Source organism: Gordonia araii NBRC 100433 (assembly GCF_000241265.1).
GTDB classification, from domain to species: domain Bacteria; phylum Actinomycetota; class Actinomycetes; order Mycobacteriales; family Mycobacteriaceae; genus Gordonia; species Gordonia araii.
Genome location: NZ_BAEE01000063.1, coordinates 15801 through 39861 on the forward strand (window position 1 = coordinate 15801; position 24061 = coordinate 39861).

Sequence of the window (24061 nt, forward strand, 5' to 3'; positions counted from 1 at the left end):
TGACCCTAACCGACGCGCACGTCCTTCGCCGCCTGGGCGACCTCGTCCGGATGGGTCAGTTGGGGATGATGCCCGGCCCCCTCGATGCGATGGATTCGCAGCCGATCGCCGAGCGGGCCGAGCGCCTCGATCGCGGCGGGATCGAACGGATCGTAAGCACCGACGACGATGTCCACCTGCCCGGGGAATCCGAGGAGCTTCTCGACCAGGCCGGCTCGCCACCGTGGATCCTCCGCGCGTCGCACCAGCCGGCCGACGTTTCGCGCCACCGGTTTGCGGCGCAGATCCGCCACGCTGCTGCGCAGTAGTTCGGCGGCGTCGGCCGAACCGGTGAGGCGGCGGGAGAGATCCGGTGCATCGATCCGAGACAGGTACGCGGCGACGGCCAGCGGGTGCCGCCGCGGACGGCGCGCCGCCACCGGCTGGAGGAAGAACGGGGCGACCAGCGTGAGTCGTCGCACGGCGCCGGGAGCACGGTCGGCTGCCTCGACCGCCAGCGCCGCGCCGATCGAGTGGCCGATGAGGTGCGGGGCCTGCCCGGCGACGGCGTCTGACCACCTGTCCCAGTCCGACAGGTCGCCGGAGCTGAGTCCCAGCCCGGGCAGATCCATCACGGTGAGTCCCGCCCGCGACCGTGCCACCGCGGCCCAGGTGTCGGCGTTGACCGGGAGCCCGGGGAGGACGACGGCATCGTCGCCCGTCCGGTCGGCTTCCGGCGCCCGTGCGGTGAAGGTCCGTACCCCGCCGATGTCGACGAATCCGCGATCGAGCGGGCCGACCGCGGCCTCCCCGAACCGGTGTGCGGCCAGATGGTCGGCCCACCGCAGGATCGCCGGGACGGTCGGCGGCATCTCGATCCCGTGTCGGGCGGCCACCTCCTGAGCCGGGTCAACCGGGTAGCGATCCGACGAGAGGAAGGACACGGTTTCCGGGTCCGCCTTGGTCAGCGCCGCGGGCAGCCGTTTGACCAGGCCGACGGGAATGCGCAACCGGGGCACCGTCACCTGCAGATGGCGGCCGACGAGCCCGACGAATTCGGGCAACGGCGGCGTGGCGTCGTCGAGGATCCAGTACGACGTTTCCGCGGTCGACTCGTCGGTGGGGAGCACCGACATGAATCGCGCGACGTAGTCCACCGGAACGACCGGAACGAAGGTGGAGTCGTCGCCCGGTATCGCCGCCAGCCGACCGTGCCACAGGTCGGCGAGTGTGCCCGCCAGCCCGAGGTACTGGTCTGATTCGCCGGTCGCGGCTACCCCGCTGACCGTCGCGGGATTGACGACGGTCCATGGCACTCCCCGGCTTTGGGCTTCGGCGCGGAAGACCGAGTCGGCCTCCACCTTCGACGCTTCGTAGGGCCCGAGCCGGCGATACGTCGACGCTCTGCGGTCGTCGGTCCACTCCGGTTCGGCCGGACTGTGCGGATCGACCCGATAGCCGGATACGTGCACCACCCGGCGCAGCCCGCTGATCCCCGCCGCGACGTCGACCACGGCCCGGGCGGTGTCGACGTTGCCGGCACGGGCCTGCGCCTCCGACATTCCGAAGCGGTACGCGCCAGCGCAGTTGTAGATCTCGGTGATCCCCGTGCGGACCTCCTCGGCGATGCCGAGGCCGGGCGCGGTGAAGTCGACCACGGCGAGCGCCGGCCGGCCCGGCGATTCGTGCCGTACGAGCCATTCGACCAGCTCGTCGTAGGAGCGCTGGGTACGGCAACCCGCTAGCACGTCGACCCCTTCGTCGAGCAGCGTCGCGACAAGGTGCCGGCCGAGGAAGCCCGTGGCGCCCAGCACCAGAGCGCGGCGGGTCATCGTCCGACCTCCGAATCGCGAGAGCCCGAACGGTCGAATCGCGACGACAGCAACTCGGACAGCACCTGCCGAGCGCTGCGGAGCGGAGCCAGGTCGCGGCGTGCGCGACTCACGATCAGGGCGCCCTCGACGGTACTCACAATGGTCTCCGCGAGGACCGTCGCTTCCTGCCTCGATGCCCCTTGCGTGGCCAGATAGTCGGCGATCAGTCCGATCCACGACCCGAAAGCCGCGTCGCACGCCGACCGCAACGGCTCACTGTGGGCTCCCGCCTCCAGCGTGACCACCGACACGGGACACCCCGCTTCGAACCCCGATTCGGAGACGATCCCGGCGACCAGATCGACAACGCCGGCGATCACCTCACCGGGGTCGCCGCCGGCTTGGACGGCCGCCGCGATCGCCGCGGCGTACTGGTCGGCCGCCGACTCGACGGCGCGCACGCCCAGCTCCTCTTTGCCTCGCGGGAAGTGAAAGTAGAACGAGCCTTTGGGCGCCTGCGCCTGCTCCAGCACCGCGTTGACGCCCGTTCCCGCGTAGCCCTTCGATTGCATCAGCGACAGCATCGCGTCGACCATCCTTGCGCTGGTCGCTTCGCCCTTCGTCTTATCCGTCATAGCTCGATAATAGACCGGTCTACCTATTTTGCAAACGACGGGTCGGGAGTGAAAGCGAACCCGGGTTGTCGAGCTAGCGGGTGAGGGTCAGCACCGAGATCTGCGGAGGCGCACCGACGCGCACCGGCGGGCCCCACGCGCCGGCCCCGCGCGACGCGTAAACCGCCACGTCCCCGACGTTTCCGAAGCCCGCGACGATCGGCTGCTGTAGCCGCACCGCGTATCCGAACGGCCAGATCTGACCGCCATGGGTGTGACCGGAGACCTGCAAGCCCACTCCCCGTCCCTGCGCGTCGTCGGCTTGCTTCGGCTGGTGCGCGGCGAAGATGAGCGCACGGCTCCGGTCGCGACCGGCGAATGCCTTCTCCGCATCGGGCCGATACGGCTCAGGGGCGGTCGCGTCATAGACGCCGACCAGGTCGATGACGGCGTTGCCGCGGCGCAGCTCGACTCGTTCGTTGCGCAGCGGACGGACGCCCAGCGTCTCCCAGAAGTCGAGCCACGAACCGCCGTCGTCGGAGTAGTACTCGTGGTTGCCGCTGACCCCGTAGACACCGAGCGGCGCCCGCAAGTCCCGCAGCGGCGCCAAGTCGCGGCCGACGTTGACGATGGTGCCGTCGGCGAGATCTCCGCCCAGGATCACCACGTCGGGTTTGGCGTCGTTGACCTGAGCGACCACGCGCCGGGTGAAATCGGCACCCCGGGTGGGACCGACGTGCAGATCGGTGACGAAGGCGACGCGCAGGCCGTCGAACTCGGCGGGCAGCCGGTCCACGACCGCACTGTCCTCGGTCACTGCCGGGCGCGACGCCTCGACCAACCCGAACCCGACCGCGCCCACCGCCGCGACGACCATGACTCCGGTCGCGGCGCCCACCCACCGGCGCGGCTTCTCCGGCGAGCCGCGAATCAGCCGGACCGCCAGGGCGACCAGACCGATCACCGCTGCCCCGAGCGACAGGTAGAACACGAAGGCCCACCAGGTGAATCCGACGAACCCGATCGGCCGCGCCCAGGCGGGATCGAGGGTGCGGCCGACCAGCACGGCCGGCAGACCCACCAGCGAGCCGACCACCAGAAGCGCGTCAGCGGCGACCGCCCACCGTCCGCTCAGCCCGGTCGCGACGACGAGGCGCCGATGCAGCCAGTACGCCGACAGCGCGACGAAGGTGATGCCGACGATCGCGGCGATGATGACGACCACAGGCGGGCCTTTCCGTTGTCAGACGTGTATCGACGTCGCTACCGCAGGCGGGCGCCGACCGCGCTTCCCGCGTGCTCGACCGCGGCCAACTTGGCGGCGCTGGCCTCGTCTTCGGTGAGGGTGCGGTCCGGCGCACGGAAGCGCAGCGCGAAGGCCAGTGACTTCTTCCCGTCGCCGACCTGATCGCCGGTGTAGACGTCGAAGAGATCCAGGGACTCCAGGAGTTCACCGGCTCCCTCTCGCAACGCGGCGGCGACCGTCGCCGAGGGCACCGTGTCATCGACGACGACGGCCACGTCCTGCAGCACAGCGGGGAACACCGACAGGCTGGGTGCGGGCAGCGCGGTGCGCAGCGGCAGGGCGTCGATGGACAGTTCGACGGCACAGGTGCGCTTCGGCAGGTGGGCGCGATCGCACACTGCCGGGTGCAGCTCGCCGGCCCAGCCGACCGTGACCTTCTGACCGGCGTCATCGGTGGCGACGACCTTCGCGCAGCGTCCCGGATGCCACGGCAGATGATCGTCGGCCACCAACTCGACGTCGGCACCGGCGGCGCGCGCGGTCGACCGCGCCGCCTCGAAGGCGTCGGCGGCCTCCGATGGCCGACCGTTCCCCCACGGTCCGGCGGGCTCGGCCAGGCCGGTCAGCACGACCGCGACGTGCAACGGCTGCTCCGGCAGCGCGGCGTCGACGCGGGCCAACTCCTCGTCCGTGGGACGCTTGGTCACGTCGAACGGCCCGACGACCTCGGTCGGCGGCCCCCCGAGAACGACCTGGCCGATCGTGAACAACGACAGGTCGCGCTGTCCGCGGGCGATGTTGCGACCGGCCATCTCCAGCAGCCCCGGCAACAGCGTCGTGTTCAGCTCCGGCCGATCGGCTTCCAGCGGATTGAGTACCTTGACGGTCGCGCGTCGCGGATCGTCTTCGTCCAGTCCCCACGTGTCAAACACGCCGGCGGGCATGAACGGATACGGGAGGACCTCGACGAACCCGTCGAGCGCCAAGGCCCGGCCGATGCTGCGGCGGCGCCGCTGCGCCGGAGTGAGGCCGCGCCCGCCCGGTGCCCGCGGCACGACGGCGGGGATGTCCTCCAACCCCTCCAGCCGCAGCACTTCCTCGACCAGGTCGGCGGACTGCCGCAGGTCGGGCCGCCACGACGGCGGGGTCACCAGGAGCCGGTCGCCGGACTCCTCGACGAGGCACCCCACTTCGCGCAGCCGCTTGGCCGAGGTACCGGCCGGGTACTCGATGCCCGCGGTGCGGTCGGGGGCGTCGGCGGCGAAATCGATGACCGGTGTCGGCGTGCCGGGAAGCCGCACATCGGTCCACTCGGGCGCGAGGGCACCGCCGGCGATCTCGACGATGAGTTGCGCTGCACGTGCGGAAGCGACGGCGGTGATCTCGGGGTCGACGGTCCGCTCGAAGCGCTTCGACGCCTCCGAGGTCAACTTGTGGCGCTTGCCGGTCCGGAAGACGCGGACCGGGTCGAAGGTCGCCGATTCCAGCAGGACCCGGGTCGTCTCGTCGCCGACCTCGGTGACCGCGCCGCCCATCACGCCGGCCAGCGCGATCGGGCCGCTGTCGTCGGCGATCACGACGTCCTCGGCGTCGAGGGCGCGCTCGACCCCGTCGAGGGTGGTCAGCTTCTCCCCCGCCTTCGCGTTGCGCACGGCGATATCCCCGCGCACCCGGTCGGCGTCGAAGGCGTGCAGCGGCTGGCCGAGTTCGATCATCACGTAATTGGTGATGTCGACGACCGCCGAGATCGGCCGGATACCGGCCACCAGCAACCGCTTGCGCAGCCACCACGGCGATGCGGCCGTCGGGTCCACGCTCTCGACGACGCGCGCGGTATAGCGCGTCGATCCCGTCGCCGGGTCGATGGCAACCGGCCATCCGCCGTCGCTTGCCACACCAGGATCGATGTCCCCGCCCGGTTCGCGGAAGACCGCGCCGAGACTGCCCGCGAGCTCTCGGCCCAGGCCGCGTACCGAGAAGGCGTAGCCCCGGTCGGGGGTCACGTTCACGTCGATCGCGGTGTCGGGGAGACCGAGGACGGTACGCGCGTCGTCGCCGGGCTCGGCGGAGCCGCTCGGGAGCACGAGGATCCCGGTGTGGTCGTCGCCGACGCCGAGCTCGGTGACCGAACAGATCATGCCGTCGGAGGTCTTGCCGTAGGTCTTGCGCGAGGCGATCTCGAATCCGCCGGGCAACGTGGTACCGGGCAGCGCGACGACGACGAGGTCGCCCTCGGTGAAGTTGCGTGCGCCGCAGACGATCTCGCGCGGCGCGTCTTCGCCGACGGCGACGAGGCAGAAGCGGATCGGTTTCTTGAACTCGGTGAGTTCCTCGATGGTCTCGACGCGGCCGACGACCAGGGGGCCGGCGATGTGGCCGAACGGCTCGACGTCCTCGATCTCGAAGCCGACACGGACGAAGGCTTCATCGATCTGTTCGGCGGTGGGCTCGGCGTCGATGTCGAGTACGTCGGTCAACCAGGATTGCGGGACACGCACGATGGATTGCTGCTTTCGGGTCGGTTCGAGATGGCCGGTGGTTGAAGCGGATCGGCGGCGTCAGGCCGCTGGGCCGAAGGGGACGGTGAAGCGGATGTCGCCTTCCACCATGTCGCGCATATCCGGGATGTCGTTGCGGAACTGCAGGGTGCGCTCGAGGCCCATGCCGAAGGCGAAGCCGCTGTACTCCTCGGGGTCGATGCCGCTCGCGCGGAGCACGTTGGGGTTCACCATGCCGCAGCCGCCCCATTCGACCCAGCCGGCGCCGCCCTTCTTGGCCGGGAACCACACGTCGACCTCGGCGGACGGCTCGGTGAAGGGGAAGTACGACGGCCGCATGCGCGTCGTCGTATCGGGACCGAACAACGCGTGCGCCAGCGTCTCCAGCGTGCCGCGCAGGTGCGACAAGGTCAGGCCGCGGTCGATGGCGAGGCCCTCGATCTGATGGAAGACCGGCGTGTGGGTGGCGTCGAGTTCGTCGGTGCGGAACGTCCGCCCCGGGCAGGCGACGTAGATCGGCAGGTCGCGAGTCAGCATGGCGCGCACCTGCACGGGCGAGGTGTGTGTGCGCAGCACTTGCCGTGACCCTTCGGTGACGTCGTGGCCGTCTCGCTCGGCACCGGGCGCCGGAGCCACGTAGAACGTGTCCTGCATCGACCGCGCCGGATGATCCGGCAGGAAGTTCAGGGCGTCGAAGTTGTAGTGCTCGGCCTCGACCTCGGGGCCCTCATCGATCTCCCAGCCCATGCCGACGAAGACATCCGCGATCTGCTCGGCGATCACCGTGATCGGGTGCCGCGCACCGACGCGCCGCCGTCCGCTGGGAAGGGTCACGTCGATGGACTCGGCTTCCAGCACGGCAGCGTCTCGCTGCGCCTCCAGCTCGGCGGTCCGCTGTGCCAACGCATCGGTAACCCGGGTCCGCGCGGCGTTGACGGCCTTGCCCGCGGCGGCGCGCTGGTCGCCCGGCAGGCTGCCCAGTGCGCGGCGCGCCAGCGAAATCGGGGCCTTCTCGCCCAGGTGCTCGGTCTTGGCCGCTGCCAACGCTTCGAGGTCGGTTGCGGCGGCGAATGCGGCCGACGCCGCCTGTGCCGCGGCGCCGAGCGCAGCGGGTTCCAGGGCGGAAGAGTCGATGCCGGTGTCGTCGTTTCGGTTGGCCACGACACTAAAGAGTAGTCGATCGGCTACCGGTGTTGACCTGCGGGTTGACCGGTCCCGACGCTGATCAGACGCGCGGCTACCGCGGCTGCCACGGCCACCGCCAGCACGGGTGCGCCCACGACCATCCCGTCCCGGGCGAACATCAGGATCGCCCCGCCTGCGACGACGAGCAACACCAGCACGGTGCCGTCGACGGCGTTGTGCACGCGTGTGGCGGTGAGTCGTGTCGCGCGGGCATCGTCCCACCAGGGCAGGGGGCGGTTTTCCAGCGGCGACAACACGGCCACCACCGGGACCATCAACACGAGCAGTAGCAGCGTCTGCACGCCGACGATCGCCAGATGCGAGCCGGACGCCGGTTCGTCGCGCGTGAACCCGGCCAGCGCACCGACGCCGATGATCAGCCCCAGCACCGGCAGGTGCCACAGGTACAGCGTCATGGCCCCGCGATTGCCCAGCGCCACCCACCACCACACCCGAGGGCGTCGGGCCCAGCGGCCGATCGCGCCCGCGCAGGCGATCGCCAGCAGGCAGAGCACGATGGCGTGACCGGCCAGCAACAGGCTCGGCGGGCTCATGTTGGAAAGACGCTGACCGGGGACCGTCACCATCGACACGTCGTACGGCCCGGCGAGGACGAGCACCGTGTCGACGATCAGCATGAGCGCCGCGCCGATCGCCGCGGCGCGGGCGCCGATGAGCTTCTTGGCGTAACCGATGCCGAGGATGGCGGGGATCATCCAGGCCGTCGCGAAGGTCACCATGGTCCACGGCGGCGTCTCGCCGGAACCGTTGTGGAGTCGGGCGACGTCGGCGACGGCCGTCACGCCGTAGCAGGAGGCCACCGCGATCGCGAGGTGCGCTGGCCGCGAAATGCCTTGCAGAAGAGCGACCGTCGCGAGGATCACCAAGTAGGCGCCGAGGAACCAGAGCAGTTGCACTCCGAGACGGGCGATGACGTCGACGCCCGCCGCGCTCCCGGCCGACGCGACCGCGCCGAGTGCGCCGCCGACCGCCAGCAGGTACCAGAAGACCGGGCGCAGCAGACGCTGAGCCCGGCGGAGCAGCCAGTGCCCGGGGGCTGGCGCCACCCCGTCGACGTCCGGCCGCCAACCGTAGACGGCAGCGGCGGCACCGGCGAAGAAGAACAACGGGAGTACCTGCAGCAACCACGTCGCGACCTGCAGAAACGGGTAATCGCCGAGCAGGTTGCCGAGCACGAGGCGATCCCCGCCCGGACCGGGAGGCGCCACGGTCAGCATGATCGAGTGCCCGGCGATGACGACGATCAGGCTCGCCAGGCGCAGCACATCGACCGCCCGGTCGCGACGGTCACCGGTGAGGCGGTCCAACTCGGCCGGGTCGAGGGCGCGCGGGGTCTGCGCAGCATCAGCAGTCATACGTCGATCCTCACCGGCACCGCGCACGTTGCGCGTCGGGAGAACTACTCAATTCGCCTCGGGCGGCCTTCCCACCCGTTCGTGATCTGTGCCACAGTGGTGGCGGAGGTCAGCGCTCACCCATGTCGAAGTCCCATCCCGACCGCAACGTCATCGCCGCATCGTGGCGCCGCTCAGAGATGTCCGGCCTGGCGCCCGACGACCGTCCGACGCCGATCATCACCGACATCGTCTCCGCCGATCCGCTGCTCGACGCGGCCCGGCCGGTACTCCAGCGCGCGGCCGACGAATTGAACGACACCGGCACGGCGCTACTGCTCGTCGACCACGACTGCCAATTGGTGTCGCGGGTGGCCTCCGGCGTCGCCGTCGAACGAGCGCTCGACGGCCTCGGTGTCACCACCGGCGCGCTGTTCGGCGAAGACGTGATGGGCACAACGGCGCTCGGCACTCCCGCCGAGATCCGCGGCGGCGTCACCGTCAACGGGTCCGAGCACTATTTGGAGCAGTTCAAGAGTCTCAGCTGCTTCGGCCGGCCCATCGTCCACCCGGCGACCAGGCGGCTCGCCGGAATCATTTGTCTGACGGAGATCAGCCCGCGGGCGAATCCCCTGTCGGTGCCGTTCGTGAACCGGCTCGTCACCGGAATCCAGGACCGCCTGCTCGACCGATCGCGGGCCGAACAGCGGGCGGTCATCGATGCATTCGGACGGGCGGCGCCGCGTCGCGACGTCGCCGTCGCCGCGATCGGCGACGACTTGCAGCTCACCAACTCGCTCGCGGCCGCACTGCTCAGCCCGGCCGATTTCGGGACGCTCAGCATGCTGGCCGCCGAACAGCCCGCCGCCGAGATGCCGATGCTGACGCTAAGTTCGGGCGCGGTCGTCCAGGTCGTCACCGAGCGCATCCCCGGCGTTCGCCGGGCCGCGATCTTCCGGCTGCGGCCGACGGGCGCGTCCGCGCCGAGACCGGTGGCCGCAGCGCCGGCCCGGCCCTCGCGCACCGGTTCGTCGACCGCGATCACCGGCGAGCCGGGTACCGGGCGCAGTCGGGCCGCCCGCGCCGAAGCCGGGAGACATCTCGTCGCCGACGTCTCCGAATGCCTGCTCAGCGGCCGGCGGCTCGACCTCGCCGGACTCGTCGGCGAGGCTCGCGACGCCGAGGTGACCCTCGTCGTCGACGACGCGGACATGCTCGACGAGGCGTCGATCCACCTGCTCCGGAAAGTGATCGCCGAGCCCGACCGGGCCGCACCGCCGATCGTCGTGGTGACCGGTCCGGCGTCGGCCGCACGACCGTCGGTCAAGGCTCTGGTCTCGATGTGCCGTAGCCGCGTCGACCTGCTCCCCCTCCGGCAGCGCCCGGGCGACATCGTCTCGCTGGCGCACGATCTGCTCGCCGAGATCGACCAGCGGCTGGACCTGTCCGCGGCCGCCGCGGACGCGCTCGCCTCCGCCCAGTGGCCGGGCAATCTGTCCGAGCTGTCGGTGGTGGTGGACCAGGCGGCGGCCACGACCCTGGAACGGGCGGCCAGGCAGGTCGACATCGAGGATCTGCCGCCGCAGTACCGGGCAATCACCCGCGCGGCCCGGCTGGCCGGCCGCGAACAGGCCGAACGCCAGGCCATCATCGAAGCACTCGACGCCGCCGACAACAACAAGGTGCACGCGGCGAAAGCGCTCGGTGTCAGCCGCACGACGCTCTATGCGCGGATCCGCGCATTGGGCATCCGGACCTGAGTAACGCGGCGATCCGCCTCCCCCTGTACACCCCGCTGTTCAGTTTCTGAACAGTCCGCCATCGGCGATACATGCGAGAAATGACATAGGCGGCCCACTGTGGCTTGCCTCACACAGTTTTCGCACCGTCACTCGCCTGGAGGGCACCATGACCACCGCTGTAGACCCCGTCCTGCTCCCCGCCGTCGCCGACTTCGTATCACGCGACCGCACGATGCTGATCGGCGGCGCCTGGGTCGCGGCCGACTCCGGACGCACCTTCGACACGATCGACCCGGCAACCGGCAATCGCATCACCAGCGTCCCCCACGGCGGTGCCGCCGACGTCGACAAGGCCGTGAAAGCCGCCCGGATCGCCTACGAGGAAGGCCCGTGGTCGCGCATGAAACCCAACGAACGCGAACGGCTGCTGTGGCGGGTCGGCGACCTGCTGAGCGAGCGGGCCGAAGTGTTCGGGCAACTGGAGGCGCTCGACAACGGGAAAGCGGCCACCATCGCCACGGCCGTCGACACCGGCTGGTCGGCCGACGTCTGGCGGTACAACGCCGGGCTGGCGACCAAGATCGGCGGCAGCACCGTCAACGTCTCGATGCCGTTCGCTCCCGGCGGCCAGTTCCACGCGTACACCTTGCGGGAGCCCCTCGGCGTCTGCGGTCAGATCGTCCCGTGGAACTTCCCGCTGCTGATGGCGACGTGGAAGCTGGCCCCTGCACTGGCGGCCGGCAACACCGTCGTCCTCAAGCCGGCGGAACAAACACCTCTGACCGCGCTGCTGCTGGGCGAACTCTTCGAAGAGGCCGGCTTCCCGCCCGGGGTGGTGAACATCGTGACCGGCTTCGGCGACGCCGGTGCCGCGCTCGCCGCCCACGACGACGTCGACAAGGTCGCCTTCACCGGATCCACCGAGGTCGGCAAGCTGATCGTCGACGCGGCCAAGGGCAATCTGAAGAAGGTCTCGCTGGAACTGGGCGGCAAGAGTCCCAACATCGTGTTCGCCGACGCCGACATCGAATCGGCCGTGGCCGGCTCGGTCGCGGCCTGGATGTTCAACCACGGCCAGTGCTGCGTCGCGGGCACCCGGCTCTTCGTCGAGCGGCCGATCTTCGACGAGTTCACCCAGGCCGTCGCCGACGCGGCGTCGAAGGCGAAGATGGGGCCCGGCCTCGATCCGGCCACCGAACTCGGACCGCTCGTCTCCCAGGAGCAGTTCGACCGTGTCAACGGATACATCCAGCAGGGCCTCGCCGACGGCGCACGAGCCCTCACCGGCGGCAAACGCTGGGGCACCGAGGGATTCTTCATCGAGCCGACCGTCTTCGTCGACGTCGAGCCCAGTTTCTCGATTGTCGAGGAGGAGATCTTCGGCCCGGTGGTCGCGGCGCTCCCGTTCGACGACGCCGAACAGGCGGCGGAGGCGGCCAACGACTCGATCTACGGACTCGCCGCCGGCATCTGGACCAAGGACATCTCGAAGGCGCACAAGACAGCCGCGCGGCTCAAGGCCGGTTCGGTCTGGGTGAACCAGTACAACGGCTTCGACACCGCGCTGCCCTTCGGCGGCTACAAGCAGTCGGGCTGGGGCCGCGAACTGGGCGACTCCGCACTCGATCTGTACACGCAGACCAAGGCCGTCAACGTCGCGCTCTGAATCAACCCCATCCCCCCGATCACCCAACCGAGAACGGAGAATCACATGAAAACCAAAGCAGCGGTCCTGCTGGAACCCGGCAAACCCTTCGAGCTGATGGAGCTCGACCTGGACGGGCCCGGACCCGGCGAAGTCCTGATCAAGTACACCGCGGCGGGGCTGTGCCACTCGGACCTCCACCTCACCGACGGCGACCTGCCGCCGCGGTATCCCATCGTCGGCGGACACGAGGGGTCCGGCATCATCGAGGAGGTCGGGGCGGGCGTCACCAAGGTCAAGCCGGGCGATCACGTCGTCTGCAGCTTCATCCCCAACTGCGGCACCTGCCGCTACTGTTCGACCGGTAGGCAGAACCTGTGCGACATGGGTGCCACGATCCTGGAAGGCTCCTTCCCCGACGGCACCTTCCGCTTCCACGGCGGCGGCCAGGACTTCGGCGCCATGTGCATGCTCGGCACGTTCTCCGAACGCGCCACGATCAGCCAGCACTCGGTGGTGAAGGTCGACGATTGGCTGCCGCTGGAGAAGGCGGTCCTCGTCGGCTGCGGCGTCCCGTCGGGCTGGGGAACCGCCGTCTACGCGGGCAATCTCCACCCCGGCGACACCGCCGTCATCTACGGCATCGGCGGCCTGGGCATCAACGCCGTGCAAGGTGCCGTGGCCGCGGGCTGCAAGTATGTCGTCGTCGTCGACCCGGTCCCGATGAAGCGGGATGCCGCGATCAAGTTCGGTGCCACCCACGCCTTCGCGACCGCCGAGGAGGCCCAGGCCAAGGTCACCGAGTTGACCTGGGGACAGGGCGCCGACGCCGCGCTGATCCTCGTCGGGACCGTCGACGAGGAGGTCGTCTCGGCGGCGACGGCGGTCATCGGCAAGGGCGGGTCGGTCGTCATCACCGGCCTGGCCGACCCGACGAAGTTGACGGTGCACGTTTCGGGCTGCGATCTGACGCTGAACCAGAAGACGATCAAGGGCTCGCTGTTCGGCGGTTCCAACCCGCAGTACGACATCGTCCGGCTGCTGCGTCTCTACGACGCCGGTGAGCTCAAGCTCGACGAGCTGGTCACCAAAGAGTACTCGCTCGACGAAGTGAACCAGGGCTACCAGGATCTGCGCGACGGAAAGAACATCCGCGGCGTGATCCGGCACAGCGAATAGCCCCCTGAGCTCCCGCGGGTCTGCGGTGTCGCGCCTTCCGCAGACCCGCGGGTTTCACCGCGAGGTGCATCCGTGCGCTCTCGTACAGCGATCTTCCGGGCGGGAAAACTACTCGGTCGGCCGGTACGATCGCACGCCATGCAGCTGATCACCGACTCCGGCTACATCGAAAGTGCCGGCGGCGCCCTACTCCGACGCGTCGGCGACTGGGCGACGGTCGGCGGTGTCGCCGGAACCGGCTTCGAGGCCTACGCGCGAATTCTCCACCCGGTCGATGTCACCGACGAGCACGGCGCCAGTCGGCGAATGGCATGGCGCGATGTCGCCGCGGTTACCGGCGCACAGATGCATCCCCAAGTGCAATGGTGGGCGGTCGCGGGCCGATCGCCGGCCGAGGCGACCGATTGCTATTCGATGACGCTGCCCAACGGGTGGCAGCTGACCGTCGACCTTGAGGGACGGCTGGATCCGGCGATCATGGCTGAGCTGACCACACTGCTCGCCGCGCACATCGATCCGATGACAGGCCTGTTTGCCGCCATTTGGGCCGGTTGGGGCGAATTGCACGGCCCGGACGCCACGCTCTACCTCGTTGCTTCGGACGGCCCGGTGAGTGAGCAAGCCGGACCGCGGCCGGAGGCGGTCAGCACCCGCCTCCTGGACCCCGCCGTCACCCGGGCGACCACCGATGGCCCCTTCCTCGACTGGCCCGGACGCGAAATGCTCGTCTTTGCCACCTCGCTCGAGGAGTTGGGTGACCCGGAGTATGGCTACCGGAGCGGAATCGGTTGGGATCATCGCTTCGGGTGGGGCCCGGTGCCCGCACTGGTCTGGCCGCGTGGGGACGCCTGGGTCGTAGCCACCGAGGTCGACTGGGCGTGGACGTTGGTCGGCGGGACGCGCTCCCTTATCGACGAAATCCTGTCCGACGCCCGCTTCGAGTCCTTCGAGGTCGTGGAGTCAGATGAATTGACCTTCGAGTCGGACAATATCAACCGCACCTGACACGCGGTGAGATGTGCTCTCAACTGCAGCTTTACCCTTGTTATCGAACTGATATACGTATAAACTAGCGCTATGCCAACCATCACCGATCCGGACGCGGGGTTCGATCTTCCGATCGATCTCGCCGGGGCGGTGGCGGCTGCGCAGCGCGAGGCGGCGATGGAACCGATCGCCATCCGCGACGATGGCGAAGACCCGGGTTTCGACGGCGAGGACGCACACCTGACCGACAGCGACGCGAGCCTGTGGCAGGACCGGGCAGTCGCACTCGACGCTGCGATGGCGGTCACGGTCGGCGAGCCGGGCTGGACCGTGGAGGTGCTCGCCGACGCGGCCAAGGCCAACGCGATGATCGCCTGGACCGAGTATCGGGAGATCGGTGCGATGCACACCTATCTCGCGACGTTCGGGAAGCCGGAGCCGTCGGCGCGAGGAGTTCGGATGCTCGACATCGAGATGCAGTGCGCCGCCCGGATCGCGATGAGCCAGGGCCTGTCGCAGCGCCAGGCCGAGAAGTGGCTGTCGGAGGCGATTGCGATGCGTGACCGCCTGCCGCAGGTGGGCCGCCAGTTGCGCGATTCTGCGATCACGCCGCGGCAGTTCCGGCTGATCGTGTCACGCACCGAGTTGATCGATGACCAAGATTGGGCACCGCAGGTCGACGTCGCGATCGCCGCGGTCCTGGCCCGACGCAGCGGGGCTGGAGCGTGGTCGACCAAGCGGCTGTCCGACATGGTCGATCGGATCATCTTCCGCCACGACCCCGACTCGGTACGGCGCCGGCGGGAGAAGGCCAAGGAGAATCGGACCGCTTGGATCCTTTCCGGCAGTGACGGGATGGCCACCGTCGGGGCGACGATGACCGCCGAGAACGCCGTGATCGCCTACTCCGCGATGGTCACGCTGGCCAACCTCGTCTGCCCCGCTGACACCCGTTCTCCGGATGCCCGCAGCAGCGACGCCCTCTTCGCATTGCTGTCGGGAACGGCATTCGAATGTGACTGCGGCCAACCGGATTGCCCCGCGACCATCCCCGAACCCGATGCGCTCGCCGCCTGGCTGCGCGCCCGCGAAGATGCGGCCGTCGTCAAGGGACGCGTGCTGGTGCATGTCATCGCCGACCAGGCCACGGTCGACGGCCGAAACGACGAACCCGCCTTTATGGACGGGCACGGCGTCATCTCCGCTGCCCACCTGCGTGATCTCCTCACCCGCGGCGATAGCACGGTCCGCCCCCTCAACCCCGAATCCGCGGACGTCTCACTGCCGACACACCGGCCCTCCGACGCCTACCGCCCCTCTACCGCACTCGACACGTTCGTCCGCTCCCGCGACGGCTACTGCACCATGCCCGGGTGCGACCAACCCGCCTGGCGCTGCGACGTCGACCACGTCACCGAATACGACCACGACAACCCGAGCACGGGTGGACAAACCACCCCCGACGGCTTGGCTGCCAAGTGCCGCATGCACCACAACCTCAAGACCTTCGCCGATGACTGGCTCGACGATCAATACCGCGATCGCGACGGCCGCCTCGTCAGCGAAGTCGTCTCGCCCGAAGGCATACGATTTTCCGGCCCGGCCGAGACGAACCAAGACCTTTTCCCGCATTGGCAACCATCACCTGGCGCGACCCGTCATCACCTCCACAAGAACCGTCATCGGAAAGTCCACCCAAGCGGGGCCGCAACCGCCTCCGCGCCAAACACGCTCGACGACGATCCGAACGCGAAGCCAACCGCCGGCGACGACTCGCCGAGGAATCGCCCGACGACAGCGATCCACCCTTCTGATCCAGGTCGGGCTCAGCCCTGCGCTTTAGCGCTCTCGTAGAGGCAGATCGCCGCCGCGGTGGCGAGGTTCAGGCTCTCCGCGCGGCCGCGGATCGGGATCGAGACCCGACGGTCGGCGGCCGCGGCCACCTCGGCGGGCAGGCCGTGTGCCTCGTTGCCGAACAGCCATGCCGTCGGCGCCGCGAGGAAGTCGTCGTCCGGTCCATCGCCCGAGCCGCCGATCGGCGTCTCCCCGTCGGCCGTCGCGGCCAGCAGGGCCATCCCGGCGTCGCGCAACGCGGAGAGGCCGTGGCCGATGTCGCGATCCCGCGCGATGGGCAGATGGAAGACGCTGCCCGCGCTGGCTCGCACGCATTTTCCGTTGTGCGGGTCGACGGCGTCCCCGAGGACCACGACGCCACCCGCGCCCATCGCGTCGGCGCAGCGGATGATCGTGCCGAGATTGCCCGGCTCCCGCGGTTCGACGGCGACGGCGAGCAATCGCGGACGACAGTCGAGCACAGCGGCCAGATCGGCGTCGAGTGGTGAGCACACCGCGAAGATGCCGGGCGGTGTGGTGGCATCGGCCAGTTTGGCGACCGCACGCTCGGTCAGCGCGACCACTTCGATGCCACGAGCGGCAGCGGCGTCGACGATGTCGCGGTGCCGGGCGGCGTCGGTCTCCCCCACCAGGACGACGAGTGCGTGCCCGGTCTCCAGCGCCGCGCCGACCGCGTTCGCCCCTTCGACGAGGAAGCGTTGCTGTTCTCGTCGCGCCGCCGCGCGGTGCAATTTGCCATACGAAACAACCCGCGACGAGCGTTCGGTCAGAACATCCATCGCGGGTTGTGTCGGCGTTCGAGCCGCGTCAGGCGGCAGGCGCGTTGACGTCGTCCGGCAGGGCCTTGCGGGCGATCTCGACGAGGCCGGTGAAAGCCTGCGGGTCGCTCACGGCGATCTCGGCGAGCACCTTGCGGTCCACCTCGACGCCAGCGGCCTTCAGGCCCTGGATGAAGCGGTTGTAGGTGATGTCGTTGGCGCGGGCCGCGGCGTTGATGCGCGAAATCCACAGCTTGCGGAACTCGCCCTTGCGCGCGCGACGGTCACGGTAGGCGTAGGTCATCGAGTGGAGCTGCTGCTCCTTGGCCTTGCGGTACAGGCGCGAGCGCTGCCCGCGGTACCCCTTCGACGCCTCCAGGGTCGTCCGGCGCTTCTTCTGGGCGTTGACCGCCCTCTTCACGCGTGCCATGTCTGATCCTCTTTACTTCGGTCTGGTTGGTCGGATGGGGCTGACTAGCCGTTGCCGTTGAGCAGTCGCTTGATGCGCGGCGCGTCGGCTTCGGCGACGACGGTCGTCCCGTCGAGACGGCGCTTGCGGTGCGACGACTTGTGCTCCAGAAGGTGGCGCTTGTTCGCCTTCTGCCGCACGATCTTGCCGCTGCCGGTCACCTTGAAGCGCTTCGCGGTGCCCTTGTGGGTCTTTGCCTTTGGCATGTGGATATTCCTGTTCGTCCGCCCGGGTTCGCACCCGGGATCGTCGGCCCGCCGTGGTGGCGGTGCCGCTGAGGTCTGTTACTTCGCGGCCGGCCGCTAGTCCTTGCCCGCGGGCTCGTCAGAGGTCTGCTCTGCCGGGGCGCTCGCGTTGGACTGTTGCGCGGCTTTGGCGCGGGTCTTGGCGCCCTTGTGCGGGGCCAGGACCATCGTCATGTTGCGTCCGTCCTGCTTCGCCGAGGTTTCGACGAAGCCGTACTCGGCGACGTCGTTGCCCAGGCGCTGCAGCAGCCGGAACCCGAGTTCGGGACGCGACTGCTCGCGCCCGCGGAACATGATCGTGACCTTGACCTTCGATCCGGCTTCCAGGAAGCGGATCACGTGACCCTTTTTGGTCTCGTAGTCGTGGTCGTCGATCTTCGGGCGGAGCTTCTGCTCCTTGATTACGGTCATCTGCTGGTTGCGACGCGACTCGCGCTGCTTCTGCGCTGCTTCGTACTTGAACTTGCCGTAGTCCATGATCTTGCAGACCGGTGGACGGGCGTCGGGCGCGACTTCCACCAGATCCAGATCGGCTTCCTCGGCCAGTCGGAGCGCATTCTCAACGCGCACGATGCCCACCTGCTCACCGTTCGGTCCGACAAGTCGGACCTCCGGGACGCGGATGCGCTCGTTGATGCGAGTCTCAGTGCTGATGGGGCCTCCTAGGTAGGTCGGTATCTGGTCCGACCGCCACGGAGAACGGGTTCGAGGGGAGCCACCGCCTCAACAAGAAAGCCCACCGGTGCTGGTTTTCGAACCAGTCCCGAGGGGCTCCGATGCCGACCGAACAGCACGACCGGGAACGAACGGGTTCGTCCGGCGCGCGTCGGACCGTGAAACTGCGGTTGCACTATGGCGGTTGCGTCGCACGGTGGGAGGCGGAACTCCACTTGCCTGCCCCGGTTACCCGGAGCGGTCGCACTGTGACAGTCTAACAGTCATGTCCCAGGAGTCCTATTCGACGCCCGAACCCCCCGCGGATGTCCGCGACCAGCCTGAATCCCCCGCGGATGTCCGCGACCTGGGCGATATCCCCGCCATCGAGGTCATCACCAAGGCCATCGTCATGCTGATGAGTTCGGCGGCTGAGAAGCTCGGCCTCGCCGAAGGGGCGACCGCCGACGACGTCGACCTCGACGAGGCTCGCAAGCTGATCACCGCGCTCGCCGGACTGTTCGACGCCTCACGCCGCGATCTCGGGCTGCACGCCAACCCGATCCGCGACGGCGTCAAGGGCCTGCAGGCCGCGTTCCGCGAGGCGAGCGCCTATCCCGACGAGCCCGGCGAGGGGCCCGGCGAGAAGCTCGTCTAATCGGCGCTCGCCTCGATCCGGTCGAGTGCCGCCGACAGCTCGTGCATGCCGACGAGCACCTCGGCCAACCGGTCGGCGCCCATCTGCGCCGTGAGCGCACGCGAAGCCGCCAGATGGGCCGGATGAATGTCGGCGACCGCCGCGCGCCCGGCCTCGCTCGGCGCGAAGAGCTTCGCCCGCCGGTGCGCGGGATTCTCCCGGTACTCGGCGAGACCACGCTCGACGAGCAGATCGGCGATCCGCTGGACGGCCTGCCTGGTCAACCCCATGGCACGGGCGATGCCGGACACGGTTTGCGGCTCCCCCAGCGCCGCCCCCAGGACCTGCCACCAGGCTGCCGTCAGACCGGCCGGCCGCGCCAGCCGTTCGGCCACGCCCAGCAACTGACCGTTGAGCCGGAAGGTGGTCAGCGCAGCGTCCGACAGCAACCGCTGGTCTTCGTTCTCGGGCTGCCCCTGGCTCGTCATGACGACATCAGTTCGTAGAAGCCCTGCGGGTCCTGACGACCGTACAGCTTGTACCAGGATGCGAGGGTCTCATCGCGATAGAGGCCGAGGCGCTCGAACACCGCTCGGGCGAACTCGACCGGGGCGACCGGATTCGCCGTGATGAGATCGCCGTCGGCGACGACCGGCTCGTCGACGAAATGCTCGGTCCCGCCGTACCCGCTCGAAGCGAGGAACTCCTTGGCCGGGCCGGTATGCGGCCGATCGTCCAGGAAGCCGGCCGCCGCGAGGGCGTAGGTCGCGCCGCAGATCGCGGCGACCGGCAGGCCGTGATCGAGGAATCGCCGTACCTGCTCCAGCCAGACCGCGTTGTCGGGTTCAGCCCAGGTATCGGCCCCCGGCAGAACCAACATCGCGCTGTCGTCGAGGCTCAGGTCGGCCAGTACGACATCGGGCGTGACGGCGAGGCCGCCCTTGGTGCGAATGGGTTCCGCGGTCGTGCCGACCGTGCGAATGCGGACCGAGCCGGGTTCGCGCTGGAATTCGGAATCGTTGACGTAGGAGGTGAGGTAGCCGATCTCCCAATCCGCCAGGGTGTCGAGCAGGGCGATGTTCACGTATCGAGTCATGACATTATGCTGTCATTTTGTCAGCATATTGTCAATGACGTCTTCGTCGCCCGCGGGATCCCTCAGGAGGAGAACGGCGGTGTGCCCGTCGTCGGAGAACGAACGGTGGCTGGTTCGCACGGTGGGCTGGAACCCGGCGTCGACGGCTATCCGCGCAGCAGCATCTGCCTGGCGCCGGTGGAGTTCGAGGGCGACGACGCCGGTAGGCCGCAGCCACTCGCGCGCCTCGCGCAGCAACCGCGAGACCTCGTCGAGACCCGCCGCGCCCGCCGAATGGCTGCTCACTGGTTCGAATCCACGAGCTTCCCCGGGCATCAGATCCAGTTCCCCGTCGGGGACGTACGGCGGTACGGCGGCGGTCACCGACACTCGACCGCGCAGCCCTTGCGGCAGACCGGCCAGTCCGCTCCCCCGGCGCACGATCGCCGGCGAACTCAGATTGCGCTCGGCATAGGCCAGTGCGACCGGGTCGATATCGGTGGCGACGATCGCTGCGGCCGGATGGTCGCGCGCGACGTGAGCCGCGATCGGCGCGGCACCGCAATAGGGTTCGACGAAGACCGTCCCCGACGGATCCGCGGCGAGCGCGGCCCCGACCTCATCGCTCGCGATGGCCGCGACCAGTCGCGTGCGCTGACGCGGGACGAACACTCCGGCGCCCACGGCAAGATCCAGTCCCGCGAACTCGACCGCACCGACGATCTGCTCCAGCGGTTCACCGGCGATGCGGCGGCGCAGCCACTCGCTCAACTGCCCCTCGCCGACCGCCCGATGGCGCAGGATTCGCGCTTCGTCTTCGGCGAAGACGCAGCCGGCGGCGCGCAACGCCCCGACGAGCGCGTCGGCGTCGAAGTCCACAGACATCGACCCTAGTCGCGCCTACAGTGGGGACATGACCGGCACCGAGCCCAACGACAGCGGCACGCCCACCTTCGACGAGGTCCGCGAGAAGATCGAGAAGCGCGCTGCCACCGCGATCGGCTCCGAAGAGCTTGCTGCCGAGTCGCCCGAGGGGCGGACCGTCCAGGAGCAGTTCGACGAGCGCAACGAGGCCGCCCGCAAGAAGCTGGACGAGATCCGCAAATCGATGGGCGAGCGGGAAGACTAACCCGCGTCGGCCACCCGTTCGGGCTCCAGCACCTCTGCCAGGAACCGTCCGGTGTGGCTCTGCGATGACGCGGCCACCTCCTCCGGCGTCCCGGTGGCCACCACGGTGCCGCCGCCGTCGCCGCCCTCGGGTCCCATGTCGATGATCCAGTCGGCGGACTTGATCACGTCGAGGTTGTGCTCGATGACGATCACCGTGTTGCCCTTGTCCACCAGGCCGTTGATCACCGCCAGCAACTTGCGGATGTCTTCGAAGTGCAGGCCCGTCGTGGGTTCGTCCAGGATGTAGGCCGTACGCCCGGTCGAGCGCTTCTGCAGCTCAGCCGCGAGCTTGACGCGCTGCGCCTCGCCCCCGGACAGCGTCGGCGCGGGCTGGCCCAGCCGAACGTAACCGAGCCCGACGTCGACCAGGGTCTTCAAGTAGCGGTGGATCGAAGTGACCGCCTCGAAGAACTCGGCGGCCTCCTCGATCGGCATGTCGAGGACCTCGGCGATCGTCTTGCCTTTGTAGTGGACTTCCAGGGTTTCGCGGTTGTACCGCGCGCCGTGACAGACCTCGCACGGCACGTAAACATCCGGGAGGAAGTTCATCTCGATCTTGATCGTGCCCTCGCCGGTGCACGCCTCGCAGCGCCCGCCCTTGACGTTGAACGAGAACCGCCCCGGTTGGTAACCGCGCACCTTCGCCTCGGTCGTCGCGGCGAAGAGGGTGCGAATCTTGTCGAAGACGCCCGTGTACGTCGCCGGGTTGGACCGCGGCGTGCGGCCGATCGGCGACTGGTCGACCTGCACCAGCTTGTCGAGCTGGTCGAGGCCCTTGACGCGCTTGTGCCGCCCCGGCACCTGGCGCGCGCCGTTGAGCTTGTTGGCGAGCACCGTCGCGAGGATGTCGTTGACCAATGTCGACTTGCCCGACCCGGACACGCCGGTGACCGCGGTCAGCACGCCGAGGGGGAAGTTGACGTCGATGTCTTTGAGGTTGTGCTCGTTGGCCCCGACCACCGCGAGCTGCTTGCGCTTGCTCACCGGCCGCCGGATCTCCGGGACCGGAAGGGTCTCACGCCCCGACAGGTAGGCGCCGGTGATCGAGTCGGGGTTGGCCAGCAGCCCTTCGTAGCTGCCGCTGTGCACGACGTGACCGCCGTGCTCGCCGGCCCGCGGGCCGATGTCGACGATCCAATCCGCGGAACGGATGGTGTCCTCGTCGTGTTCGACCACGATCAGCGTGTTGCCCAGGTCGCGAAGCCGGATCAAGGTGTCGATCAACCGCCGGTTGTCGCGCTGGTGCAGTCCGATCGACGGCTCGTCGAGCACGTACAGCACGCCGGCGAGCCCCGACCCGATCTGTGTGGCCAGCCGGATGCGCTGCGCCTCGCCGCCGGACAACGATCCGGCCGCCCGCGCGAGCGACAGGTACTCCAGTCCGACGTCGAGCAGGAACCTGATCCGCGCCTGGACCTCTTTGAGCACCCGGCCGGCGATCGCTTCCTCGCGTGCGCCGAGCTTGAGACCGTCGAGATATTCGGCACACTGCGCCACCGACAGGGCGCTGACGTCGGCGATCGACTTCGGGCCGAACTTCGCCGAGTCGAGGGTCACCGCCAGGATCTCCGGCCGGAGTCGCGCTCCGCCGCACGCCGCGCAGGGGACGTCGCGCATGTATCCCTCGTAGCGCTCCTTCATCGCCTCGGACTCGGTCTGCTCCGAGCGGCGCGACAGGAAGGCCATCACCCCTTCGAACTCCGTGTAGTACGAGCGCGTGCGGCCGTAGCGGTTGCGGAAGCGGACGTGGACCTGGTGGTCGCTGCCGTTCAGAATCGCCTTGCGCGCCGCCGCGGGCAGCTTCCGCCACGGTGTGTTGAGGTCGAAACCCATCTGGTCGGCGAGCCCTGACAGCAGCCGCAGGAAGTAGTCGGCATTGTGCCCGGCCGACCACGGTGCCACCGCGCCCTCGGCGAGACTCAGATCGGGATCCGGGACGACGAGTTCCTCGTCGATCACCTTGCTGACGCCGAGGCCGTCGCAGACCGGGCAGGCGCCGTAGGGCGAGTTGAAGGAGAACGAACGCGGCTCCAGATCGTCGATCGCGATGATGTGCCCGTTGGGGCAGGCCATCCGCTCGGAGAAGCGCCGCTCGCGGTTCGGATCCTTCTCATCGACGTCGACGAAGTCGAGGACGACGATGCCGTCGGCCAGCCGCAGGGCCGTCTCGATGGAGTCGGTGAGCCGCTGCTTCGCCGAGGATTTCACCGCGAGCCGGTCGACGACGACGTCGATATCGTGGCGTTCCTGTTTCTTCAGCGTGGGCGGCTCGGTGAGCGGATAGACCTTTCCGTCGATGCGTGCGCGCGCGAACCCTTGGGTCTGCAGGTCGGCGAACAGGTCGACGAACTCGCCCTTGCGCGACCGCACCACGGGTGCGAGCACCTGGAACCGGGTGCCTTCATCCATGGCGAGCACCTGGTCGACGATCTGCTGGGGCGTCTGCTTGGCGATCTTCTCCCCGCACTGCGCACAGTGCGCGGTGCCCGCGCGCGCGTACAGGAGCCGCAGGTAGTCGTAGACCTCGGTGATGGTGCCGACCGTCGATCGTGGGTTCCGGTTGGTCGACTTCTGGTCGATCGACACCGCGGGCGACAAACCCTCGATGAAGTCGACGTCCGGCTTGTCCATCTGACCGAGGAACTGGCGCGCATAGGCCGAGAGCGACTCGACGTAGCGGCGCTGCCCCTCGGCGAAGATCGTGTCGAATGCCAGCGACGACTTCCCCGACCCGGACAGTCCTGTGAAAACGATCAGTGAATCCCGCGGCAGATCGACATCGATCCCACGAAGGTTGTGCTCGCGCGCACCGCGCACGATCAAGCGATCAACCACAGCAAAGCATCCTCACGGTTCTGCGACGCCCAGCTTGTCCGGCGCCTCGTCGAGACAGTCGCGTCCACATATACCGGCGACCTCTGACACTTTCTCGATTCTATGCCGCGTCGCCTATGT

21 protein-coding genes are annotated in these 24061 nt (G+C 68.9%); 7 read left to right on the plus strand and 14 right to left on the minus strand.

The features are described from left to right. Positions 1–5: 5 nt before the first annotated feature. From GOARA_RS13180 to GOARA_RS13205, 6 genes are all read right to left on the minus strand, one after another. Positions 6–1811 carry an alpha/beta fold hydrolase gene (locus tag GOARA_RS13180; RefSeq protein ID WP_007322890.1) on the minus strand — a complete coding sequence of 602 codons (1806 nt, stop codon included), beginning with the start codon at positions 1809–1811 and terminating at the stop codon, positions 6–8. Next, on the minus strand, positions 1808–2428 hold the full coding sequence (locus GOARA_RS13185; RefSeq protein ID WP_040523245.1) for a TetR/AcrR family transcriptional regulator: 621 nt from the start codon (positions 2426–2428) through the stop codon (positions 1808–1810). The genes GOARA_RS13180 and GOARA_RS13185 overlap by 4 nt, the downstream gene beginning before the upstream one ends. A 73-nt stretch (positions 2429–2501) precedes the next feature. Next, on the minus strand, positions 2502–3623 hold the full coding sequence (locus GOARA_RS13190; protein ID WP_040523321.1) for a metallophosphoesterase: 1122 nt from the start codon (positions 3621–3623) through the stop codon (positions 2502–2504). A 47-nt stretch (positions 3624–3670) separates the two neighbouring features. Then, positions 3671–6151 carry a phenylalanine--tRNA ligase subunit beta gene (gene pheT / locus GOARA_RS13195; RefSeq protein ID WP_007322893.1) on the minus strand — a complete coding sequence of 827 codons (2481 nt, stop codon included), beginning with the start codon at positions 6149–6151 and terminating at the stop codon, positions 3671–3673. A 60-nt stretch (positions 6152–6211) separates the two neighbouring features. Further along, positions 6212–7312 (minus strand): phenylalanine--tRNA ligase subunit alpha, encoded by a 1101-nt coding sequence (gene pheS / locus GOARA_RS13200; protein WP_007322894.1) that lies wholly within the window; start codon positions 7310–7312, stop codon positions 6212–6214. 23 nt (positions 7313–7335) lie between these two features. Continuing rightward, the gene (locus GOARA_RS13205) at positions 7336–8712 is read right to left on the minus strand and encodes an acyltransferase family protein (protein ID WP_007322895.1); all 1377 of its coding nucleotides are present in this window, start codon (positions 8710–8712) and stop codon (positions 7336–7338) included. Between the two features lie 122 nt (positions 8713–8834). Here GOARA_RS13205 and GOARA_RS13210 point away from each other — a divergent pair, with 122 nt between their 5' ends. The 5 genes from GOARA_RS13210 to GOARA_RS13230 all read left to right on the plus strand — a co-directional run bounded on the left by GOARA_RS13210 (position 8835) and on the right by GOARA_RS13230 (position 16098). Continuing rightward, entirely contained in the window at positions 8835–10451 is a 1617-nt protein-coding gene (locus GOARA_RS13210; RefSeq protein WP_007322896.1) for a sigma-54-dependent Fis family transcriptional regulator, read from the plus strand. A gap of 148 nt (positions 10452–10599) precedes the next feature. Then, the gene (locus GOARA_RS13215) at positions 10600–12099 is read left to right on the plus strand and encodes an aldehyde dehydrogenase family protein (RefSeq protein ID WP_007322897.1); all 1500 of its coding nucleotides are present in this window, start codon (positions 10600–10602) and stop codon (positions 12097–12099) included. A 45-nt stretch (positions 12100–12144) separates the two neighbouring features. Then, entirely contained in the window at positions 12145–13257 is a 1113-nt protein-coding gene (locus GOARA_RS13220; protein ID WP_007322898.1) for an NDMA-dependent alcohol dehydrogenase, read from the plus strand. A gap of 138 nt (positions 13258–13395) precedes the next feature. Then, positions 13396–14262 carry a hypothetical protein gene (locus GOARA_RS13225; protein ID WP_007322899.1) on the plus strand — a complete coding sequence of 289 codons (867 nt, stop codon included), beginning with the start codon at positions 13396–13398 and terminating at the stop codon, positions 14260–14262. Between the two features lie 72 nt (positions 14263–14334). After that, on the plus strand, positions 14335–16098 hold the full coding sequence (locus GOARA_RS13230; RefSeq protein ID WP_007322900.1) for an HNH endonuclease signature motif containing protein: 1764 nt from the start codon (positions 14335–14337) through the stop codon (positions 16096–16098). Here GOARA_RS13230 and GOARA_RS13235 read toward each other — a convergent pair. The 4 genes from GOARA_RS13235 to infC form a co-directional block, all read right to left on the minus strand. Then, positions 16071–16877 carry a TrmH family RNA methyltransferase gene (locus tag GOARA_RS13235; protein WP_040523249.1) on the minus strand — a complete coding sequence of 269 codons (807 nt, stop codon included), beginning with the start codon at positions 16875–16877 and terminating at the stop codon, positions 16071–16073. The two genes, GOARA_RS13230 and GOARA_RS13235, sit on opposite strands and share 28 nt — an antisense overlap. A gap of 28 nt (positions 16878–16905) precedes the next feature. Next, positions 16906–17286 (minus strand): 50S ribosomal protein L20, encoded by a 381-nt coding sequence (rplT, locus tag GOARA_RS13240; RefSeq protein WP_007322902.1) that lies wholly within the window; start codon positions 17284–17286, stop codon positions 16906–16908. Positions 17287–17330: 44 nt separating this feature from the next. Then, complete coding sequence (rpmI, locus tag GOARA_RS13245) at positions 17331–17531, minus strand: 50S ribosomal protein L35 (protein WP_007322903.1); 201 nt, start codon at positions 17529–17531, stop codon at positions 17331–17333. 96 nt (positions 17532–17627) lie between these two features. After that, entirely contained in the window at positions 17628–18248 is a 621-nt protein-coding gene (gene infC, locus GOARA_RS13250; RefSeq protein ID WP_083834878.1) for a translation initiation factor IF-3, read from the minus strand. Between the two features lie 262 nt (positions 18249–18510). Here infC and GOARA_RS13255 point away from each other — a divergent pair, with 262 nt between their 5' ends. Continuing rightward, a complete protein-coding gene (locus tag GOARA_RS13255; protein WP_007322906.1) occupies positions 18511–18882 on the plus strand; it encodes a DUF1844 domain-containing protein in 372 nt (123 codons plus the stop codon). Here the strand turns inward: GOARA_RS13255 and GOARA_RS13260 are convergent. Genes GOARA_RS13260 through GOARA_RS13270 form a run of 3 tightly spaced genes read right to left on the minus strand, consistent with a single transcriptional unit; the run spans position 18879 to position 20821 of the window. After that, positions 18879–19349, minus strand: a complete 471-nt coding sequence (locus GOARA_RS13260) for a MarR family winged helix-turn-helix transcriptional regulator (RefSeq protein ID WP_007322907.1) — start codon at positions 19347–19349, stop codon at positions 18879–18881. The genes GOARA_RS13255 and GOARA_RS13260 overlap by 4 nt on opposite strands. Continuing rightward, positions 19346–19957: a type 1 glutamine amidotransferase family protein gene (locus tag GOARA_RS13265; RefSeq protein WP_007322908.1), complete on the minus strand. Its 612-nt coding sequence runs from the start codon at positions 19955–19957 to the stop codon at positions 19346–19348. Before GOARA_RS13265 ends, GOARA_RS13260 begins: the two co-directional genes overlap by 4 nt. 12 nt (positions 19958–19969) lie before the next feature. Further along, a complete protein-coding gene (locus GOARA_RS13270; protein ID WP_007322909.1) occupies positions 19970–20821 on the minus strand; it encodes a N5-glutamine methyltransferase family protein in 852 nt (283 codons plus the stop codon). 28 nt (positions 20822–20849) lie between these two features. Here GOARA_RS13270 and GOARA_RS13275 point away from each other — a divergent pair, with 28 nt between their 5' ends. After that, complete coding sequence (locus GOARA_RS13275) at positions 20850–21065, plus strand: hypothetical protein (protein ID WP_007322910.1); 216 nt, start codon at positions 20850–20852, stop codon at positions 21063–21065. On the opposite strand, the gene uvrA is transcribed toward GOARA_RS13275, so the two are convergent. Continuing rightward, entirely contained in the window at positions 21062–23941 is a 2880-nt protein-coding gene (gene uvrA, locus GOARA_RS13280) for an excinuclease ABC subunit UvrA (protein ID WP_007322911.1), read from the minus strand. The genes GOARA_RS13275 and uvrA overlap by 4 nt on opposite strands. Positions 23942–24061: the final 120 nt, after the last annotated feature.